The organism is Brevundimonas viscosa, from assembly GCF_900116065.1.
Taxonomy (GTDB): Bacteria; Pseudomonadota; Alphaproteobacteria; order Caulobacterales; family Caulobacteraceae; genus Brevundimonas; species Brevundimonas viscosa.
Window position 1 is genome coordinate 641268 of sequence record NZ_FOZV01000001.1, and the last position, 16224, is coordinate 657491.

At 70.3% G+C, this 16224-nt stretch carries 19 protein-coding genes; 8 read left to right on the top strand and 11 right to left on the bottom strand.

Going from position 1 to position 16224, the window contains the following annotated elements:
• Nucleotides 1-43 precede the first annotated feature (43 nt).
• The 6 genes from atpA to BM333_RS03220 all read left to right on the top strand — a co-directional run bounded on the left by atpA (nt 44) and on the right by BM333_RS03220 (nt 5195).
• Nucleotides 44-1576, top strand: a complete 1533-nt coding sequence (gene atpA / locus BM333_RS03195) for a F0F1 ATP synthase subunit alpha (protein WP_092307198.1) — start codon at nt 44-46, stop codon at nt 1574-1576.
• A gap of 32 nt (nt 1577-1608) precedes the next feature.
• Entirely contained in the window at nt 1609-2487 is an 879-nt protein-coding gene (locus tag BM333_RS03200; protein WP_092307200.1) for a F0F1 ATP synthase subunit gamma, read from the top strand.
• Between the two features lie 42 nt (nt 2488-2529).
• A complete protein-coding gene (atpD, locus tag BM333_RS03205) occupies nt 2530-4080 on the top strand; it encodes a F0F1 ATP synthase subunit beta (protein WP_092307202.1) in 1551 nt (516 codons plus the stop codon).
• A 2-nt stretch (nt 4081-4082) separates the two neighbouring features.
• Nucleotides 4083-4352, top strand: coding sequence for an ATP synthase F1 subunit epsilon (locus BM333_RS03210; RefSeq protein ID WP_092307204.1), 270 nt, complete (start codon nt 4083-4085; stop codon nt 4350-4352).
• Nucleotides 4353-4539: 187 nt separating this feature from the next.
• Nucleotides 4540-4869 (top strand): DMT family transporter, encoded by a 330-nt coding sequence (locus BM333_RS03215; RefSeq protein ID WP_092307206.1) that lies wholly within the window; start codon nt 4540-4542, stop codon nt 4867-4869.
• An 80-nt stretch (nt 4870-4949) separates the two neighbouring features.
• Nucleotides 4950-5195 (top strand): DUF1272 domain-containing protein, encoded by a 246-nt coding sequence (locus BM333_RS03220; protein ID WP_092307208.1) that lies wholly within the window; start codon nt 4950-4952, stop codon nt 5193-5195.
• A gap of 33 nt (nt 5196-5228) precedes the next feature.
• On the opposite strand, the gene BM333_RS03225 is transcribed toward BM333_RS03220, so the two are convergent.
• From BM333_RS03225 to obgE, 9 genes are all read right to left on the bottom strand, one after another.
• A complete protein-coding gene (locus tag BM333_RS03225) occupies nt 5229-5702 on the bottom strand; it encodes an RNA pyrophosphohydrolase (protein WP_092307210.1) in 474 nt (157 codons plus the stop codon).
• A gap of 110 nt (nt 5703-5812) precedes the next feature.
• Nucleotides 5813-7003, bottom strand: a complete 1191-nt coding sequence (locus BM333_RS03230) for a divergent polysaccharide deacetylase family protein (protein WP_092307212.1) — start codon at nt 7001-7003, stop codon at nt 5813-5815.
• 106 nt (nt 7004-7109) lie between these two features.
• Nucleotides 7110-8480: a S41 family peptidase gene (locus BM333_RS03235; RefSeq protein ID WP_092307214.1), complete on the bottom strand. Its 1371-nt coding sequence runs from the start codon at nt 8478-8480 to the stop codon at nt 7110-7112.
• A gap of 141 nt (nt 8481-8621) precedes the next feature.
• Entirely contained in the window at nt 8622-9680 is a 1059-nt protein-coding gene (locus BM333_RS03240) for a murein hydrolase activator EnvC family protein (protein WP_092307216.1), read from the bottom strand.
• The gene (gene rlmH, locus BM333_RS03245) at nt 9680-10144 is read right to left on the bottom strand and encodes a 23S rRNA (pseudouridine(1915)-N(3))-methyltransferase RlmH (protein WP_092307218.1); all 465 of its coding nucleotides are present in this window, start codon (nt 10142-10144) and stop codon (nt 9680-9682) included. Before rlmH ends, BM333_RS03240 begins: the two co-directional genes overlap by 1 nt.
• A gap of 12 nt (nt 10145-10156) precedes the next feature.
• Entirely contained in the window at nt 10157-10564 is a 408-nt protein-coding gene (gene rsfS, locus BM333_RS03250; RefSeq protein ID WP_177221782.1) for a ribosome silencing factor, read from the bottom strand.
• 117 nt (nt 10565-10681) lie between these two features.
• The gene (locus tag BM333_RS03255; RefSeq protein WP_092307220.1) at nt 10682-11356 is read right to left on the bottom strand and encodes a nicotinate-nucleotide adenylyltransferase; all 675 of its coding nucleotides are present in this window, start codon (nt 11354-11356) and stop codon (nt 10682-10684) included.
• 66 nt (nt 11357-11422) lie between these two features.
• Nucleotides 11423-11611 carry a hypothetical protein gene (locus BM333_RS03260; RefSeq protein ID WP_092307222.1) on the bottom strand — a complete coding sequence of 63 codons (189 nt, stop codon included), beginning with the start codon at nt 11609-11611 and terminating at the stop codon, nt 11423-11425.
• A gap of 49 nt (nt 11612-11660) precedes the next feature.
• Complete coding sequence (gene obgE / locus BM333_RS03265) at nt 11661-12719, bottom strand: GTPase ObgE (protein ID WP_092307224.1); 1059 nt, start codon at nt 12717-12719, stop codon at nt 11661-11663.
• Nucleotides 12720-12905: 186 nt separating this feature from the next.
• On the opposite strand from obgE, the gene BM333_RS03270 reads away from it, so the two are divergent.
• Nucleotides 12906-13922: an alpha/beta fold hydrolase gene (locus tag BM333_RS03270; protein WP_092307226.1), complete on the top strand. Its 1017-nt coding sequence runs from the start codon at nt 12906-12908 to the stop codon at nt 13920-13922.
• Nucleotides 13923-13958: 36 nt separating this feature from the next.
• Here the strand turns inward: BM333_RS03270 and ald are convergent, their stop codons facing one another.
• Nucleotides 13959-15077 carry an alanine dehydrogenase gene (gene ald, locus BM333_RS03275; protein WP_092307228.1) on the bottom strand — a complete coding sequence of 373 codons (1119 nt, stop codon included), beginning with the start codon at nt 15075-15077 and terminating at the stop codon, nt 13959-13961.
• A 147-nt stretch (nt 15078-15224) separates the two neighbouring features.
• Here ald and BM333_RS03280 point away from each other — a divergent pair, with 147 nt between their 5' ends.
• A complete protein-coding gene (locus BM333_RS03280; protein WP_281246031.1) occupies nt 15225-15701 on the top strand; it encodes an Lrp/AsnC family transcriptional regulator in 477 nt (158 codons plus the stop codon).
• Between the two features lie 3 nt (nt 15702-15704).
• Here the strand turns inward: BM333_RS03280 and BM333_RS03285 are convergent, their stop codons facing one another.
• Nucleotides 15705-16181 carry an SRPBCC family protein gene (locus tag BM333_RS03285; protein WP_092307232.1) on the bottom strand — a complete coding sequence of 159 codons (477 nt, stop codon included), beginning with the start codon at nt 16179-16181 and terminating at the stop codon, nt 15705-15707.
• Nucleotides 16182-16224: the final 43 nt, after the last annotated feature.

Here is a 16224-nt window from a genome sequence, read left to right on the forward strand (position 1 = left end):
ACGGCGCCTCACCCGCGCACAGAGACGAAGACAGAGAGATCCCATGGACATCCGCGCCGCCGAAATCTCGGCCATCCTCAAGTCGCAGATCGCCAACTTCGGCGTGGAAGCCGACGTCTCGGACGTCGGCCAGGTGCTGTCGGTCGGCGACGGCATCGCCCGCATCCACGGCCTCGACAACGTCCAGGCCGGCGAGATGATCGAGTTCCCGAAGGCCGGCGTGAAGGGCATGGCCCTGAACCTCGAGCGCGACAACGTCGGCGCGGTGATCTTCGGCTCGGACGCCGCCATCTCGGAAGGCGATGAAGTCCGCCGCCTCGGCGAGATCGTGGACGTGCCGGTCGGCAAGGGCCTGCTGGGCCGGGTCGTCAACCCGCTGGGCGAGCCGATCGACGGCAAGGGCCCGATCCAGTTCACCGAGCGCCGCCGCGTGGACGTGAAGGCCCCGGGCATCATCCCCCGCAAGTCGGTGCACGAGCCGATGCAGACCGGCCTGAAGGCGATCGACACCCTGATCCCGATCGGCCGCGGCCAGCGCGAGCTGATCATCGGCGACCGTCAGGTCGGCAAGACCGCCGTCGCCATCGACACCATCCTGAACCAGAAGTCGGTCAACGCCACCGACGACGAGTCCGCCAAGCTGTACTGCATCTACGTGGCCATCGGGCAGAAGCGCTCGACCGTGGCCCAGATCGTCAAGACGCTCGAGGAGTCGGGCGCGCTGGAATACACCATCGTCGTCGCCGCCACCGCCTCGGAGCCGGCCCCGCTGCAGTTCCTGGCCCCGTTCGCCGGCACCGCCATGGGCGAGTTCTTCCGCGACAACGGCATGCACGGCCTGATCGTCTATGACGACCTGTCGAAGCAGGCCGTGGCCTATCGCCAGATGTCCCTGCTGCTGCGCCGCCCGCCGGGCCGCGAAGCCTATCCGGGCGATGTCTTCTATCTGCACAGCCGCCTGCTGGAGCGCTCGGCCAAGCTGAGCGCCGACTACGGCTCGGGTTCGCTGACCGCCCTGCCGCTGATCGAGACCCAGGCCAACGACGTGTCGGCCTACATCCCGACCAATGTGATCTCGATCACCGACGGCCAGATCTTCCTCGAGTCCGACCTGTTCTACCAGGGCATCCGCCCGGCCGTGAACGTCGGCATCTCGGTGTCGCGGGTGGGCTCCTCGGCCCAGACCAAGGCGATGAAGAAGGTCGCCGGCACCATCAAGGGCGAGCTGGCCCAGTACCGGGAGATGGCCGCCTTCGCCAAGTTCGGTTCGGACCTCGACGCCTCGACCCAGAAGCTGCTGGCCCGCGGCGCCCGCCTGACGGAGCTGCTGAAGCAGCCGCAGTACAGCCCGCTGACCATGGAAGAGCAGGTCGTGTCGGTCTACGCCGGCACCCGCGGCTACCTCGACGGCATCGCGGTCGGCGACATCGGCCGCTTCGAAAGCGAGCTGCTGGCCCGCATCAAGTCCTCGAACCCGGGCCTGCTGGAAGGCATCCGGACGAAGAAGGACCTGACGCCGGAGCTGGAGACCGAGCTGAAGTCGGTGCTGGACGCCTTCGTCAAGACGTTCGCCTGAGACCGGACCGGATAGCGAGAGAGTAGCGCCGGATGGCCAGCCTCAAGGAAATGCGCAATCGGATCGGAAGCGTGAAGTCCACGCAGAAGATCACGAAAGCCCTGAACATGGTCGCCGCGGCCAAGCTGAAGCGCGCCCAGGAGCAGGCCGAGAGCGCGCGTCCCTACGCCCGCAAGATGGCGGCCGTGATCGCCAACCTGGCGGCCGGCGTCTCCGGCGACGGCGCGCCGAAGCTGCTGGCCGGCACCGGCCGCGACCAGAAGCACCTGATCGTCGTCGCCACCGGCGACAAGGGTCTGGCGGGCGGCTTCAACACCAACGTCATCCGGGCCGCGCGCGAGCGCATCAAGGGCCTGCTCGACGACGGCAAGGACGTCCGCATTGTCGCCGTGGGCCGCAAGGTCCGCGACGGCCTGGCGCGCATCTACGGCGACCGCATCGTGCGCACCTTCGAGATGTCGGAGCACAAGACCATCGGCCTGCCCGCCGCCGAGCCGGTGGCGCAGCTGATCGCCGAGGAGTTCGAGGCCGGCAACGCCGACGTTGTGACCCTGTTCTACAGCCGCTTCCAGTCGGTCATCTCGCAGGTGCCGACGCCGAAGCAGCTGATCCCCGCGGTGGTCGACGGCGACGCCCCGCCGATCGACCTGAACGGCGCGGTCTACGACTACGAGCCGTCCGAGGAAGAGATCCTCGAGACCCTGCTGCCGCGCAACATCACCACCCAGATCCTGGCCGCCCTGTACGAGAACCAGGCCAGCTTCTTCGGGGCCCAGATGGGCGCCATGGACAACGCCACGCGCAACGCGGGCGACCTGATCAACAGCCTGACCCTGCAGTACAACCGCAAGCGCCAGGCCCAGATCACCACCGAACTGATCGAGATCATCGCCGGCGCGGAAGCGCTCTGATCCGACCCCGCACAGACACGACCTTCCGAACGGAATGAACCGATGACCGACACCACCGCCCCGAAGAAAACCGCGGCCCGCAAGCCCGCCGCCCCCAAGGCTCCGAAGGCCGCCGCGACCGCTTCGGCCAAGCCGACGGCCGCCGTCGCCACCGGCCGCATCGCCCAGGTCATCGGCGCCGTCGTCGACGTCGAGTTCGAGGGCCACCTGCCGGCCATCCTGTCGGCGCTGGAGACCGAGAACGTCGACCAGAAGACGGGCGAGCCCTTCACCCTGGTGCTGGAAGTCGCCCAGCACCTCGGCGAGAACATGGTCCGCACCATCGCCATGGACACCACCGAGGGCCTGACCCGCGGCCAGCCGGTGACCGACACCGGCCAGTCGATCCTCGCCCCGGTCGGCCCGGGCACCTTGGGTCGCATCATGAACGTGGTCGGCGCGCCGATCGACGAGCAGGGCCCGATCAAGACGACGATGTATCGTCCGATCCACCGCGACGCCCCGTCGTTCGAGGAGCAGTCGACCTCGTCGGAAATCCTCGTCACCGGCATCAAGGTCATCGACCTGATGTGCCCCTACACCAAGGGCGGCAAGATCGGCCTGTTCGGCGGCGCCGGCGTCGGCAAGACCGTGACCATGCAGGAGCTGATCAACAACATCGCCAAGGCGTACGGCGGCTACTCGGTCCTGGCCGGCGTGGGCGAGCGCACCCGCGAGGGCAACGACCTGTACCACGAGATGATCGAGTCCAACGTGAACGTGGACCCGACCAAGAACAACGGCTCGACCGAAGGCTCCAAGTGCGCCCTCGTCTACGGCCAGATGAACGAGCCGCCGGGCGCCCGCGCCCGCGTCGCCCTGACCGGCCTGGCCCAGGCCGAGTACTTCCGCGACGAGGAAGGCAAGGACGTGCTGCTGTTCGTCGACAACATCTTCCGCTTCACCCAAGCGGGTTCGGAAGTGTCGGCGCTGCTGGGTCGCATCCCCTCGGCGGTGGGCTATCAGCCGACCCTGGCCACCGAGATGGGCAACCTGCAGGAGCGCATCACCTCGACCAAGAAGGGCTCGATCACCTCGGTCCAGGCCATCTACGTGCCCGCCGACGACCTGACCGACCCGGCGCCCGCCGCCTCGTTCGCCCACCTCGACGCCACCACCGTGCTGAGCCGCGACATCGCCGCCCAGGCCATCTTCCCGGCCGTGGACCCGCTGGACTCGACCTCGCGGATCATGGACCCGCTGGTCATCGGCGAGGAGCACTATCGCGTCGCCCGTTCGGTCCAGGAAGTGCTGCAGCAGTACAAGGCGCTGAAGGACATCATCGCCATCCTCGGCATGGACGAGCTGTCGGAAGACGACAAGCTGATCGTGTCGCGCGCCCGCAAGATCCAGCGCTTCCTGTCGCAGCCGTTCTTCGTGGCCGAGCAGTTCACCAACTCGCCGGGCAAGTTCGTCTCGCTGGAAGACACCATCCGCTCGTTCAAGGGCATCGTCGCCGGCGAATACGACCACCTGCCGGAGGCGGCCTTCTACATGGTCGGCGCCATCGAGGAAGCCGTAGAGAAGGCCCAGAAGCTGGCCGAGGCGGCGTAAGCATGGCCGGCAAGCTGAGCTTCTCGCTGGTGTCGCCGGAACGCGAGGTCTACTCGGGCCTCGTGGACCAGGTCGACGCGCCGGGCGTCGAGGGCGACTTCGGCGTCCTGGCCGACCACGCGCCGTTCATGACCGCCCTGCGCGAAGGCGTGGTCACGGTCATCGACGGCGGCTCGCGCCGCCGGTTCGAGGTGCACGGCGGCTTCGCCGACGTCACCCCGGCCGGCCTGACCATCCTGGCCGAACAGGCCTCGGAAGTCGCGGCGGCCTGATCCCGACAGGGTCGCTAAAGATCAGGGCCGGCGGAGCAGCAGCTTCGCCGGCCTTTTTCCTGCCGATGGCCCCGCTTGACCCTCCCGCGCGAGGCCCTAGATAGCCCCGGAAAGACGAGGCCACGTCCTCGCCCCGCTGCGCGGGCCAAGTCCGGGACGGCCCGGCCCTTTGCGAGGAGGGCCGCGCGTGGCCTGGACCTATCTGATCATCGCCGGACTGCTGGAAATCGTCTGGGCCTATTTCATGAAGCAGTCGGCGGGCTTCACCCGCCTTTGGCCCAGCGTGGCGACGCTGGCCTTCATGGGCGTCAGCTTCGCCCTGCTGTCGCTGGCCATGAAGAGCCTGCCGATGGGCACCGCCTATGTGGTGTGGACCGGCATCGGGGCTGTGGGCGCCTTCATCGTCGGCGTGATATTCCTCGGCGAGCACCTGAGCCCGCTGCGCGTGCTGGCGGCCCTGCTGGTGCTGGCCGGGCTGGTGCTGTTCCGGCTGGCGCCGGGCGGAGAGGCGCACTGAGGGCGCTTGTCCGGCCGCACCCCCTCCACCATGCTTCGCATGGTCCCCCTCCCCCACGAGGGGGAGGAATGAGGCTTCCCATGCTCGAGCTCCGTCCCAACTGCGAGTGCTGCGACCGCGACCTGCCGTTCGACAGCCCGGACGCCCGGATCTGCACCTTCGAATGCACCTTCTGCGCGGCCTGCGCCGAAGGGACGCTGAAGGGCGTCTGCCCCAACTGCGGCGGGAACTTCGTGGCGCGGCCGATCCGGCCGGCGCGGCTGATGGCGAAATATCCGGCGTCGACGACGCGGGTGGTGAAGCCCGGCGGGTGCAAGGCGGCGTGACGGCTTTCCTTCTTCCGACGGGAGAAAGGGCAGCTACACCACCAGCGGCGCGAAGGCGGCCACGACCTGTTCGTAGGCCTTGCGCTTGAACGGCACGATGAGGTCCGGCGCCTCGTCGAGGCGGCCCCAGCGCCAGGCGTCGAACTCGATCTCGGCGTGCTGCTCCAGGTCGATCTCGGACTCCTCGCCGGTGAAGCGGAAGGCGAACCATTTCTGCTTCTGGCCCTGCCACCCCCGGGCCTGCTTCGTGCCGCCGTAGTCGGCGGGGAAGTCGTAGGCGATCCACTGCTGGATCTCGGCCAGCGGCTCGGCGGAGACGACGCCGGTCTCCTCGGCCAGCTCGCGCCGGGCCGCGGCCTCGTAATCCTCGCCCTCGTCGACGCCGCCTTGCGGAAACTGCCAGCAGTGCGGCTCGGGCGTCCCCGCCCGCCGCCCGTACCAGACCCGCCCGTCCGGATGGAACAGCACGACGCCGACGTTGGGGCGATGGTGGGGGAAGTCGGTCATGGAGGGGCTAGGTGCTAGGTGCTAGGTTCCAGGGACTGGGGAGCAAGAGAGCGTGAGACGCCGGGCACAACGCGTCTTTCCCCTAGCACCTAGCCCCTAGCACCTAGAACCTATCTTCCCGGCCGGTTCGCCATGGCCGAGGCCGGCGCCAGTTGCAGGCCGCGGGCGTCGAGGCCGGCGGCCCAGCGGGCGACCGCCTCGACCGTCACCGGATAGCTGAAGCCTGAGCCCATGGCCTGGCCGCGCGCCTTGGCCAGCGCCTCCAGCGCGTTGAGCTGGCCGACGATGGCGGCGGGCGACTGCTGCTCGTCGATGATGCGGTTGGCGCTGGCCCGGGCCCAGGCGCCCCGGCTGCGGCTCATCGAGCCGTCGTCGAGGAAGGCGACGCCCCGCTGCCGCAGAAGCCCGGTGAAGGCGGTCATGCCCGCCTCAGAGCCGGCGAAGCGGTCGCCCAGATAGTTGGTGACGCCGAAGTAGCCGGTGGCGCGGCTGAGCAGCCAGTTCAGCTTCGCCTCGATCTCGGCCGGTTCGGCCGAAGCCAGCAGGGTGTAGGGGCCGGGGTCGTTGGCGGGGTAGCCGGTCGGCTCCATCGGAATCTCGATCATCACCTCGTGGCCCTGGGCGCGGGCGAGGTCGATCCAGCCCTGCAGGCCCTCGGCGTAGGGGACGAAGCTGAGCGTCACCTCGGCCGGCAGGCGTTCGATGGCGGCGCGGGTGGTGGTCGGGTTCAGACCCAGGCCGCCGACGATCAGGGCTACGCGCGGCTTGCCGTTGGACTGGAACGGGCGGGCGTAGGCCTGGGCCGGGACCCGGCCGTCGGGGGCGATGCGCGGCAGCGGACCGTCGGGTCCGGGCTGGTGCAGGCCGGCGATGGGAGCGGCCGTCAGCGGCCGCGCGGCGACCCGCGGCGCGGTCACCGGGGCGCCGTCTCCGGACACCGTCGCCCCGTCGGGCAGGGTGATGACGGCCTCGCCCAGCAGGGCCGGATCGCTCTCGCCGGTCAGGTCGGCGTAGACGCCGCCGGCGTCCATGGAGAAGGCCTCGAGGCCGGTGGGTGTGGGCGCAGGCGCCGGCGCATGGCGCTCCAGCGCGACCCGGGCGGAAGGCGCTCCGGCGCGCGGATCTCCGAGGACCGTGACGAACAGGCCGGCGGCCGCGAGGAGCAGCAGGCCGGCCCCGGCGACGGCGACGGGGGGCTTCTTCACGAAACGGCCGACGCGGGCCAGCCGGTCGCGCAGGGCGATCCGGGCCGGCGGCGTTCCGGCGGTGGCGGCGAGAACGGACTGGCGCTTTGCGAACATGGACCGTGTGGACGCTCGAAGGCGGGGCCGCGTGGGCGGACCCCTTCGACGCTCACCTTGCCCAACCCCGGTTAAGAAAGCCTAACGGGGCGTTAGCCATGCCTTATCAGTTCTCCGGCGTCGCTTCGGCGCCGTTGTCGGCCATGGCCGTGGCGGGCGGGGTGACCACGATGCCTTCGGGCGCGGCGGCCAGCTGGGTCAGGTTCCCGCCGGCCCGCAGCACGTCGAAGGCCCGCTCCAGCTGGTAGTCCTTGTCCTTGTCGTAGTCCTCGCCCGGCGCCTCTTGCGGGGTATGGGCGCCCTTGCGCTCCTCGCCGATCGAGGAGTCCAGGGCGGTGGCGTAGGCGGCCTCGGAATAGATGAAGCTGGAGCGCGAGACGATGCGCGCCTCGGCCGCCGAGCGGGCGACCTCGAGGTCCGGCTCGATGCCGATCTTCTGGATCGAACGGCCCGAGGGCGTGTAGTAGCGGGCCGTGGTGATCGACAGGGCCCCGTCGGCGCCGCCTCGCAGCGGGATCACCGTCTGCACCGAGCCCTTCCCGAAGCTGGTCAGGCCGACGATGGTGGCGCGCTCGTGGTCCTTCAGCGCGCCGGCGACGATCTCGGAGGCCGAGGCCGAGCCGTAGTTGATCAGCACCACCACCGGCGCGCCGTCGGTGAGATCCCCCGCCCGGGCCGAATAGCGCATGATCTGCTCGGGCTTGCGGCCGCGTTGGCTGACCACCTCGCCCCGCTCGAGGAAGGCGTCGGACACGGCGATGGCCGCGTCCAGCAGGCCGCCGCCGTTGTTGCGCAGGTCCAGCACCCAGCCCCTGATGGCGGGGTTCTCCTGCTTCAGCCGTGCGATCGTCTCGCCCAGCTCGCGGCCGGTGTTCTCGTTGAAGGTCGAGACGCGCAGGTAGCCGAACTCGCCTTCCACCCGGCCCGAGACGGATTCGATCTTGATGACCTCGCGGGTCAGGACGACCTCGCGCGGCTCCTCGCCGTCGCGCAGGAAGGTGACCGTGACCGAGGTGCCGATCGCGCCGCGCAGCTTTTCCGAGACCTGGCTGACGGTGAGGCCCGAGGCGCTCTGGCCGTCGATCGCCGAGATGACGTCGCCCGCCTGGACCCCGGCCCGGGCGGCGGGGCCGTCGTCCATGGGCGAGATGATCTTCACCAGCCCGCCTTCCGAGGTGATGGTCAGGCCGACGCCCGAATACTGCCCCTCGGTGCGCTCGCGCAGTTCGCCGTAGTCCGTCGGCGGCAGGTAGTTCGAGTGCGGGTCCAGCGCGCCCATCATGCCCTGCAGCGCCGCCTCGATCAGCTTCTTGTCGTCGACCGGCACGACGTAGGCCTGCTCGACGATGCCGAGGACGTCGCCGAACAGGCCGATCATCCGGAAGGCCTCGTTCCGCGGGGTCTGTCCCACGGCGGTGGCGGCGCCCAGTCCGACCACGGTGGCGGCGGCGGCGCCGATCATCAGCAGCTTGCGCATTCGTCTTCTTCTCTCGGGCCGGGAGCCGGCCGGTTCTCCCATGTAGGAGGTTCGCGGTCCGAATTCGTGGCGCGCCGGCGTTCGCCCGATAAAATCAGCGTCATCCGGGGATTGGAAGCGGAATCGCCCGCCGCGCGCCGCTCAGCGCAGCCACGGCGCCGGATCGACGGGGCGCTCCTCGCGGCGCAGTTCAAAGGCGATCTCGCCGCCGGCGCCGGCGCGGCCGAGGATCTGGCCGTCCGTCACCCGCGCGCCGCTCTCGACCGAGACCTCGTCCAGACCCGCGATCACCCCGCGCCAGCCGGGACCGAGGTCGAGGATGACCACCTGCCCCCAGCCGGACAGGGGGCCGGTCCACGCCACCCGGCCGTTCGCCGGCGCGCGGGCCTCCAGCCCGTCGCCCCGCCAGCGCCAGGCGGCGGGTCCGCGCTCGGACGGCGGCCCGGCCACGGGCGAGGTCAGGCTGGAACGCCCCGCCGGCAGGCGCGCGACCGACGCCGGCGCCTCGCCTTCGGCGGGAATGCTCGCGCCGATCTGCCGCAGGCGCGCCTCCAGCGCCGCCGCCGCCCGTTCGGCCTCGCGCGCCTCGGCCCGCAGCACCGCCTGCAGCGACGCCTTGCGCGCGGCCAGGCGTTCGATCTCGGCCCGCCGGTCGCCGCGGGCGCTCTCGGTGGTGAACAGCTGCTCGCTGTTCAGGGCGGCGAGGCGGCGGATGCGGACCAGTTCCGCCTGCTGGCCGGCGAGCGCATCCGCCCGCGCCTGCAGCTCGGGAGCCATGGCGCGCATCAGGATGCTGGCCCGCACGGTATCGACCGCCCGGTCCGCCGGAACCAGCAAGGGCGGTGGCGGCTGGCGACTGAGGGTCTGGAGGGCCGAGAGCAGCCGCGCCTGTCGTCCGCGCGCCTGCGCCAGCCGCGCCACCAGCGCCGACTCGCGTTGGCCGAGCTCCCGCAAGCGCGCCCGCTGGGCTGCGAGGCGGCCGTCGTCGGCGTCGATCTGCGCGCGCAGTCGCGACAGGTCGCGTTCGAGAGCCGCGATCTCCGCGCCGGCCTCGGCGGCCTCGGCCCGCAGGCTGCGGGCGCGGGCGCGTTCGTCGCGGAACTCGGCCTGCAGCCGCGCCGTCTCGCCCGCCGGCTGCGGCGCGGCGGCCACCGGGACGGCGGCGGTGAGGGCGGCGGCGGCGAGCAGGAGCGGGCGCATCAGTCGCGATGATAGGGCGAACCGGCGAGGATGGTCACGGCCCGGTACAGCTGTTCGGCCAGCATGGCGCGGGCGAGGGCGTGCGGCCAGGTCTGGGGGCCGAAGGCGAGGGTCGAGGCGGCGGCCGCGCGGACGCTGTCGTCCAGTCCGTCGGCCCCGCCGATGGCGAACACCAGCCGCCGCTCGCCGCGGTCGCGCAGGCCGGCGATGTGGTCGGCGAAGGCGCGGCTGGAATACGTCCGGCCGCGCTCGTCGCAGGCGATCAGATGGGCGCCCTCGGCGGCCTTGAGGATCAGCTCGGCCTCGGGGGCCTTGCCGGGCTTGCGCGGCTCCAGGTCGATGAGCTCCAGCGGCCCCAGGCCGAGGGCCCGACCCGACAGGGTGGCGCGCTCCGCCCAGTCGGCGGCCAGCTGCGCCTCGGGGCCCCGCCCCGGCTTGCCGATGGCGATGATCCCCAGCTTCACGGCGTCAGGCGATCAGGAGGCGCGGGCGGCGCCGCGGTGGCCGCTGTCGACCGACCAGATCTTCTCGATGTTGTAGAAGGCGCGGACTTCCGGCCGGAACAGGTGGACAATGACGTCCCCCGCGTCCAGCAGCACCCAGTCGCAGTGCGGCAGTCCCTCGACCTTGATCTTGCCGAGGCCGAGCTCCTTGAACAGGCGCTGCAGGTGGTCGGCCAGGGCGCCGACGTGGCGGTGCGACCGGCCCGAGGCCACGATCATGGCGTCCGACATCGGGCTCTTGCCGCGCAGGTCGATCAGGACGATGTCCTGCGCCTTGTCGTCGTCCAGCTTGGAGAGGATGGCCTGTTCGAGGTCGGTCGAGCCGACCGGGAGGGGAGCCTGCGGACCGTCTTCGGGGCGGATGGGCGGGATCGGGTCCATCTCGTGCGCCGTGTTCGAGACGGCGGCGTCTTGCGCATCGTGCGCGGGCGAGGGGGTCAGCGGAGGGCTCCGGAGAGGTTACGTAAAGAGGCAGCCTAGCACGAACCGCCCGGCGCGTCACCGGTTCCCGGCCGCGGCGGCCGCGCGCAGGGCCGTCGACGAGCGTGGATTGAGCGGCGCCGACAGCCAGGTCCAGGCCGGCGCCTCCATGTCGGGCAGCATCCGCGCCCGGTGATCGGGCAGGCGGGCCCGGGCGAAGCGCTCGGCCGCCGGAGCTGTGCGGCTTTCCAGCAGCGACCCCGGCCGCGCGATCACCGCCACCGGCATCAGCCGCATGATGTCGGTCCAGCCCCGCCAGCGGTGGAAGCTGGCCAGATTGTCGGAGCCCATCAGCCAGACGAAGCGCACCCCCGGGTGGCGGGCGACCAGGGCGCGCAGCGTGTCGACGGTCCAGCAGGTCCCCAGCCGCATCTCCACGTCGGAGACGATCATGGCGGGGCCGTGCGCCGCCTGCCGCGCTGCCCGCTCCGCCGAGGCCATCCGCTCGGCCAGCGGCGCCGTGTGCCGCGCGTCCTTCAGCGGGTTCTGCGGCGAGACCAGCCAGACGACCCGGTCGAGATCCAGCCGTCGCATCGCCGTCTCGGCGACGTGGGCGTGGCCGTCGTGGGCCGGATTGAAGGAGCCGCCGAACAGGCCGACCCGCATCCCCGGCTGCAGGTCCAGCCCGTCGCGCAGACCCCCGCGGCGGGGGCCGAAGGCGCGGGGCGCGGGACCGGCGTGGAAGAAGGGCAAGGCGCGCTCGCGAGGGCTTATGCTCAGCAGCGCCCTAACATGGCGAAGCGGCGCTGTCGCGGCCGATCAGCCGGGCTGGCGCTTGAAGGTGTCGCCGACCTCCGTGGCGTCCGGCCCGTCCGGCCCCGCCGTCTCCAGCTCGCGCTCGGCGTTGCGCTTGACCGCCGCGTCGGAGGTGGAGGCGTCCGGCCGTCCGAGCGGAATCGCCCCGTTCTCGTCGCGCCCCTCGGTCTGGATCGGCTTCTGGTCGGTCATGGCGTGGCTCCTTTCCTGAGGAAAGGAGCGGGGGGCGGGATGCGTTCCCCTAGGGCGTCCAGCCGCCCGGGGTCTCGACCACCTCCTCCTCGCCCTCGACCGGCGCCGCCTCGCCGCGCTGGCGGCGGACCTCGGTCCAGGCGGCACGGAGCAGTTCGGGCACGCCCTCGCCCGACACGCCGGAGACCAGATACGGGCGCTTGCCGGCGACGGCCTCCAGCTCGGCCGCCTTCTCCTCGCGCAGTTCGGGGGTCAGGGCGTCGATCTTGTTGAGCGCCAGCACTTCCGGCTTCTCCGCCAGACCGGCGCCGTAGGCCTCCAGCTCGTGGCGGATGATGCGGTAGGCCTGCGCCACGTCCTCCTGGGTCCCGTCGATGAGGTGGATCAGGCAGCCGGAACGCTCGACGTGGCCGAGGAAGCGGGTGCCGATACCGGCGCCCTCGTGGGCGCCCTCGATCAGGCCGGGGATGTCGGCGATGACGAAGCGCTCCGTCGGCGACAGGTCGACCATGCCGAGGTTGGGCGTCAGGGTAGTGAACGGATAGTCGCCGATCTTCGGCCGCGCCGCCGAGGCGGCGGCGAGGAAGGTCGACTTGCCGGCGTTGGGCAGGCCCGCCAGGCCGACATCGGCAATGAGTTTGAGGCGCAGCCAGATCCAGCGCTCCTGCCCCTCCTGACCTGGGTTGGCGTGGGTCGGCGCCTGGTTCTGCGGGCCCTTGAAGCGGACGTTGCCCCAGCCGCCGTTGCCGCCGCGCAGCAGCATCTCGGTCTTGCCGGCGACGTCCATGTCCAGCAGCACCGTCTCCTTGTCCTCGTCCAGCACCTGGGTGCCGACCGGGACCTTGAGGATCACGTCCTCGCCCTTGGCGCCGTGCATCTGCCGGCCCTGCCCGTGGTGGCCGGTCTGGGCCTTGAAGTGCTGCTGGTAGCGGTAGTCGATCAGGGTGTTCAGCCCCTCGACCGCGGTGATCCAGACGTCGCCGCCCTTGCCGCCGTCGCCGCCGTCCGGCCCGCCGTGCGGGATGAACTTCTCGCGCCGGAAGGAGACGGAGCCCCCGCCGCCGTTGCCGGAGCGGATGTAGATCTTGGCCTGGTCGAGGAACTTCATCGGACTCTTGCTGCGCTACCGCTCGCGACGCGGTCGCTCGCTGCCTGAGCGCGGCTTATGCCGGAAGAGAGCGGCGAATTACAGGCGGTGGTGCAGCGCGGAACGAAAGGCGGTCGAGCCTCGCCCTGAACTTGACCAGGCTCGGCGGTGATCGTCAGTCTCGGCGTATCGCCCCGGGAGAGCGCCATGACTTCGCTGTTGTTCGGCCTGTTGCTACTTTCGAGCGCCGTGCAGTCGCCCCCGGCCTCGCTTGACCGTCGCCTGCAGGAACCCAGCCTCGTGGATATCGACGAGGGGCGCAAGCTGAACGTATTCTGCCTGGGAGAGGGCTCGCCGGTCGTGCTTTTCGAACAGGGCGGCGAGGGCAATATCGCCAACTGGAAATGGGTCGAACCCGAGATTTCAGCGCTAACCCGCACCTGCTTCTACGACCGGGCCGGCTTCGGCTACAGCGATCCTCCAGCCTCTCCGGTGACCGCGTTGAGCGTGACAGATGACCTCCACGCGCTCTTGGCGGCAGCTGAAATCAAAGGACCCGTGGTCCTGGTGGGCCATTCGATCGGCGGCTTCTACGCCACGGTCCATGCGAGCCGCTTTCCGGACGAGGTCGCCGGCCTTGTGCTGGTCGATCCTGGCTTCGCCGGGCAGGAGCTATGGCGCACAGCCGAAGACGTCAGGACCGACCTTCCTAACATCGAGCGGGGAGAACAGAGCCTGCTCGATTGCGCCCGCCTGGGCCGTGCCGGCGAGTTGACCCACGAAAATCTGCAAACGCACCGCTGCTTCCCGGTGGCGGACGACCTGCCGCCGGGCGAGACCCGATATCTATTGTACGCGGTCACCGGCCCAGCCTGGTACGAAGCCGAGCATTCGCAATCGGTGAACTTCTTCTCCCGCGACGAGGACCTCAGCATTTCGCAGCGACAGGCGGAGGACCTCGGGCGCCTGCGGGAGGACCTTCCATTGGTGGTCCTGAGCGCCGGGACGCCGCCGTCCAGCGGGTGGCGGAACCCGGAGCGCACCCGCGCCCACGCCGAGCACTGGCATGACGGGCACCGTCGTCTGGCTGAACGCTCGGCGAACGGGCGCTGGGCCGTGGTGGAGGATGCGGGTCATTTCGTCCAACGGGACCGGCCAGACGCCGTTTCCGCCGCGATCACGGATGTGGTGCTGCGCGTGAGGTCGCAGGCGGAGTCGCAGTAGCGCGGCCCCGCCTCCAACCTGCCGTTACGCCGGGCGTCAGCCCTTCGCCCACACCCCGAACGGATCGCTCCAGCCCAGCCCCATGGCCTCGGCGACCGCCGGATAGGTGATCTCGCCCTTGAGGACGTTGAGGCCGCGGGCGAGGTGCGGGTTCTCGCGCAGCGCTTCCAGCCCCTTGTCCGCCAAGGCCAGGCCGAACGGCAGGGTGGCGTTATTGAGGGCCTCGGAGGAGGTGCGCGGGGCGGCGCCGGGCATGTTGGCGACGCAGTAGTGGACCACGCCGTCGATGACGTAGGTCGGGTCCTCATGGGTGGTGGCCTTGGAGGTCTCGAAGCAGCCGCCCTGGTCGATGGCCACGTCGACCAGCACCGAGCCGTTCTTCATCCGCGTCAGGTGCTCGCGCTTGATCAGCTTGGGAGCCTCGGCGCCCGGCACCAGCACGGCGCCGATGATGACGTCGGCCTTCAGCATCTCCTCCTCGATCGCGCCGATGGAGGAGTAGCGGGTGACGACGCGGCCGTTGGTGATCTCGTCGATATAGGCCATGCGCGGGATCGAGCGCTCCAGCACCACCACCTCGGCGCCCAGGCCCATGGCCATGCGCGCGGCGTTGAGACCGACGACGCCGCCGCCCAGCACCAGCACGCGGGCCGGGGCCACGCCGGGAACGCCGCAGAACAGCAGGCCCATGCCGCCGTTGTGCTTGAGCAGGGTCTCGGCGGCCGAGAAGACGGCGATGCGGCCGGCGACTTCCGACATCGGAGCCAGCAGCGGCAGGCCGCCCCGGGCGTCGGTGACGGTCTCGTAGGCGATGGCCGCGCATTTCGAGGCGATCAGCCCCTTGGTCTGTTCCGGATCGGGCGCGAGGTGCAGGTAGGTGAACAGGATTTGGTCCTCGCGGAGCATCTCCCACTCGACCTTCTGGGGCTCCTTGACCTTCACGATCATGTCGTTGTTGGCGAAGATCTCGGCCGCGGTGGCGACGATCTTCGCCCCGGCCTTCACATAGTCCTCGTCGGTGAAGCCGGCGCCCAGGCCGGCCCCGCCCTCGACCGCGACCTGGTGGCCGTGGGCCACGTACTCGCGCACCGCCGTCGGCGTCAGGCCGATGCGATGTTCGTTCTTCTTGATCTCCTTGGGGACGCCGACGCGCATGGGAGGTTTCCTCGTCTGATGGGGGCGCGGACGGCTCTGCGGCCGGCTCGCTTCGCGGCGCAATCTAGCGGCGGGACGAGCGCAGGTTCCTGTTCTTTTCGTTGCGTGATCGGCGTAAACTCGCAGGATCTTCGAACGGGGCCGAACTTGAAGACGATTTCCGCCGTCGCGCTGGATGACACTGACCGCAAGATGATCCGCGCCCTGCAGGCCGACGGGCGGATGACCAACGCCGATCTGGCCCGGACGGTGAACCTCTCGGAGAGCGCCTGCCTGCGCCGCCTGCGGGCGCTCGAGGCGGCCGAGGTGATCAGCCGCTATACGGCCATCGTCAACGAACGGGCGATCGGCCTGCCGATCAGCGTCTTCGTCACCGTCACCCTGTCGTCCCAGGCCGAAGCGGCCCTGACGGCCTTCGAAACCGCCATCGCCGCCGTGCCGGAGGTAGTGGAGTGCTACCTGATGACCGGCGGCTCGGATTATCTGCTGCGGCTGGTGGTGCGCGACGTCGACGATCTGGAGCGGGTCCACTCGCGTGAACTGACCCGCATCCCGGGCGTCAGCCGGGTGTCGTCCAGCGTCGCCATGCGCACCGTGGTCAAGCGCGGGGCGCTGCCGGTCTGAGGCTCAGGCGTAGAATCCCTCGCGCAGATTGACGCCGTGTTCGACCCACGCTTTGAGGGCGGCGAGCATCTGCGACCAGCCCTGGCAGTTGCCGAACGCCGCCTTCAGGCCCGCCGGCGTCTCGCGCCAGCCGTCTTCCTCGATGGTGACCAGGGTGCGCCCGTCGTCGAGGGGCTCGAAGGTGAAGACCACGGTGGTCATGTAGGCGGCGCCGACGGGCGGCTCGCCGGTCTCGGGCAGGCCCTCGCTGGCTTCCCACCTGAGCACAATGCGCCGGTTCGGCTCGACCTCGACGATCTCGACCGGAAAGGCCCCGGGGAACTCGGCGAAGGCCCACTGCACCGTCTTGCCGCTCTCCAGTCGCCCGACGGCGCCCCCGGTGGTGAAATAGGCCGACAGCTTCGCCGGATCGGCGACCGCCTCGAACACCTCCTCGACCGGCCGGGCGATGCGGCCGGACACCTTGAATCTCAGATCCATGGCGCCTGCTCCTTGTTCCGAGGTCATCATGTTATATTCTTAT

Coding starts and splice junctions, on each gene's coding strand:
- BM333_RS03210 (WP_092307204.1), top strand. CDS start 4,083: ATGGCCGGCAAGCTGAGCTTCTCGCTGGTGTCGCCGGAACGCGAGGTC.
- BM333_RS03240 (WP_092307216.1), bottom strand. CDS start 9,680: ATGCGCCCGCTCCTGCTCGCCGCCGCCGCCCTCACCGCCGCCGTCCCG.
- atpA (WP_092307198.1), top strand. CDS start 44: ATGGACATCCGCGCCGCCGAAATCTCGGCCATCCTCAAGTCGCAGATC.
- BM333_RS03235 (WP_092307214.1), bottom strand. CDS start 8,480: ATGCGCAAGCTGCTGATGATCGGCGCCGCCGCCGCCACCGTGGTCGGA.
- BM333_RS03225 (WP_092307210.1), bottom strand. CDS start 5,702: ATGACCGACTTCCCCCACCATCGCCCCAACGTCGGCGTCGTGCTGTTC.
- BM333_RS03270 (WP_092307226.1), top strand. CDS start 12,906: ATGACTTCGCTGTTGTTCGGCCTGTTGCTACTTTCGAGCGCCGTGCAG.
- BM333_RS03230 (WP_092307212.1), bottom strand. CDS start 7,003: ATGTTCGCAAAGCGCCAGTCCGTTCTCGCCGCCACCGCCGGAACGCCG.
- BM333_RS03200 (WP_092307200.1), top strand. CDS start 1,609: ATGGCCAGCCTCAAGGAAATGCGCAATCGGATCGGAAGCGTGAAGTCC.
- rsfS (WP_177221782.1), bottom strand. CDS start 10,564: ATGGACCCGATCCCGCCCATCCGCCCCGAAGACGGTCCGCAGGCTCCC.
- BM333_RS03220 (WP_092307208.1), top strand. CDS start 4,950: ATGCTCGAGCTCCGTCCCAACTGCGAGTGCTGCGACCGCGACCTGCCG.
- ald (WP_092307228.1), bottom strand. CDS start 15,077: ATGCGCGTCGGCGTCCCCAAGGAGATCAAGAAGAACGAACATCGCATC.
- BM333_RS03260 (WP_092307222.1), bottom strand. CDS start 11,611: ATGACCGACCAGAAGCCGATCCAGACCGAGGGGCGCGACGAGAACGGG.
- BM333_RS03285 (WP_092307232.1), bottom strand. CDS start 16,181: ATGGATCTGAGATTCAAGGTGTCCGGCCGCATCGCCCGGCCGGTCGAG.
- obgE (WP_092307224.1), bottom strand. CDS start 12,719: ATGAAGTTCCTCGACCAGGCCAAGATCTACATCCGCTCCGGCAACGGC.
- atpD (WP_092307202.1), top strand. CDS start 2,530: ATGACCGACACCACCGCCCCGAAGAAAACCGCGGCCCGCAAGCCCGCC.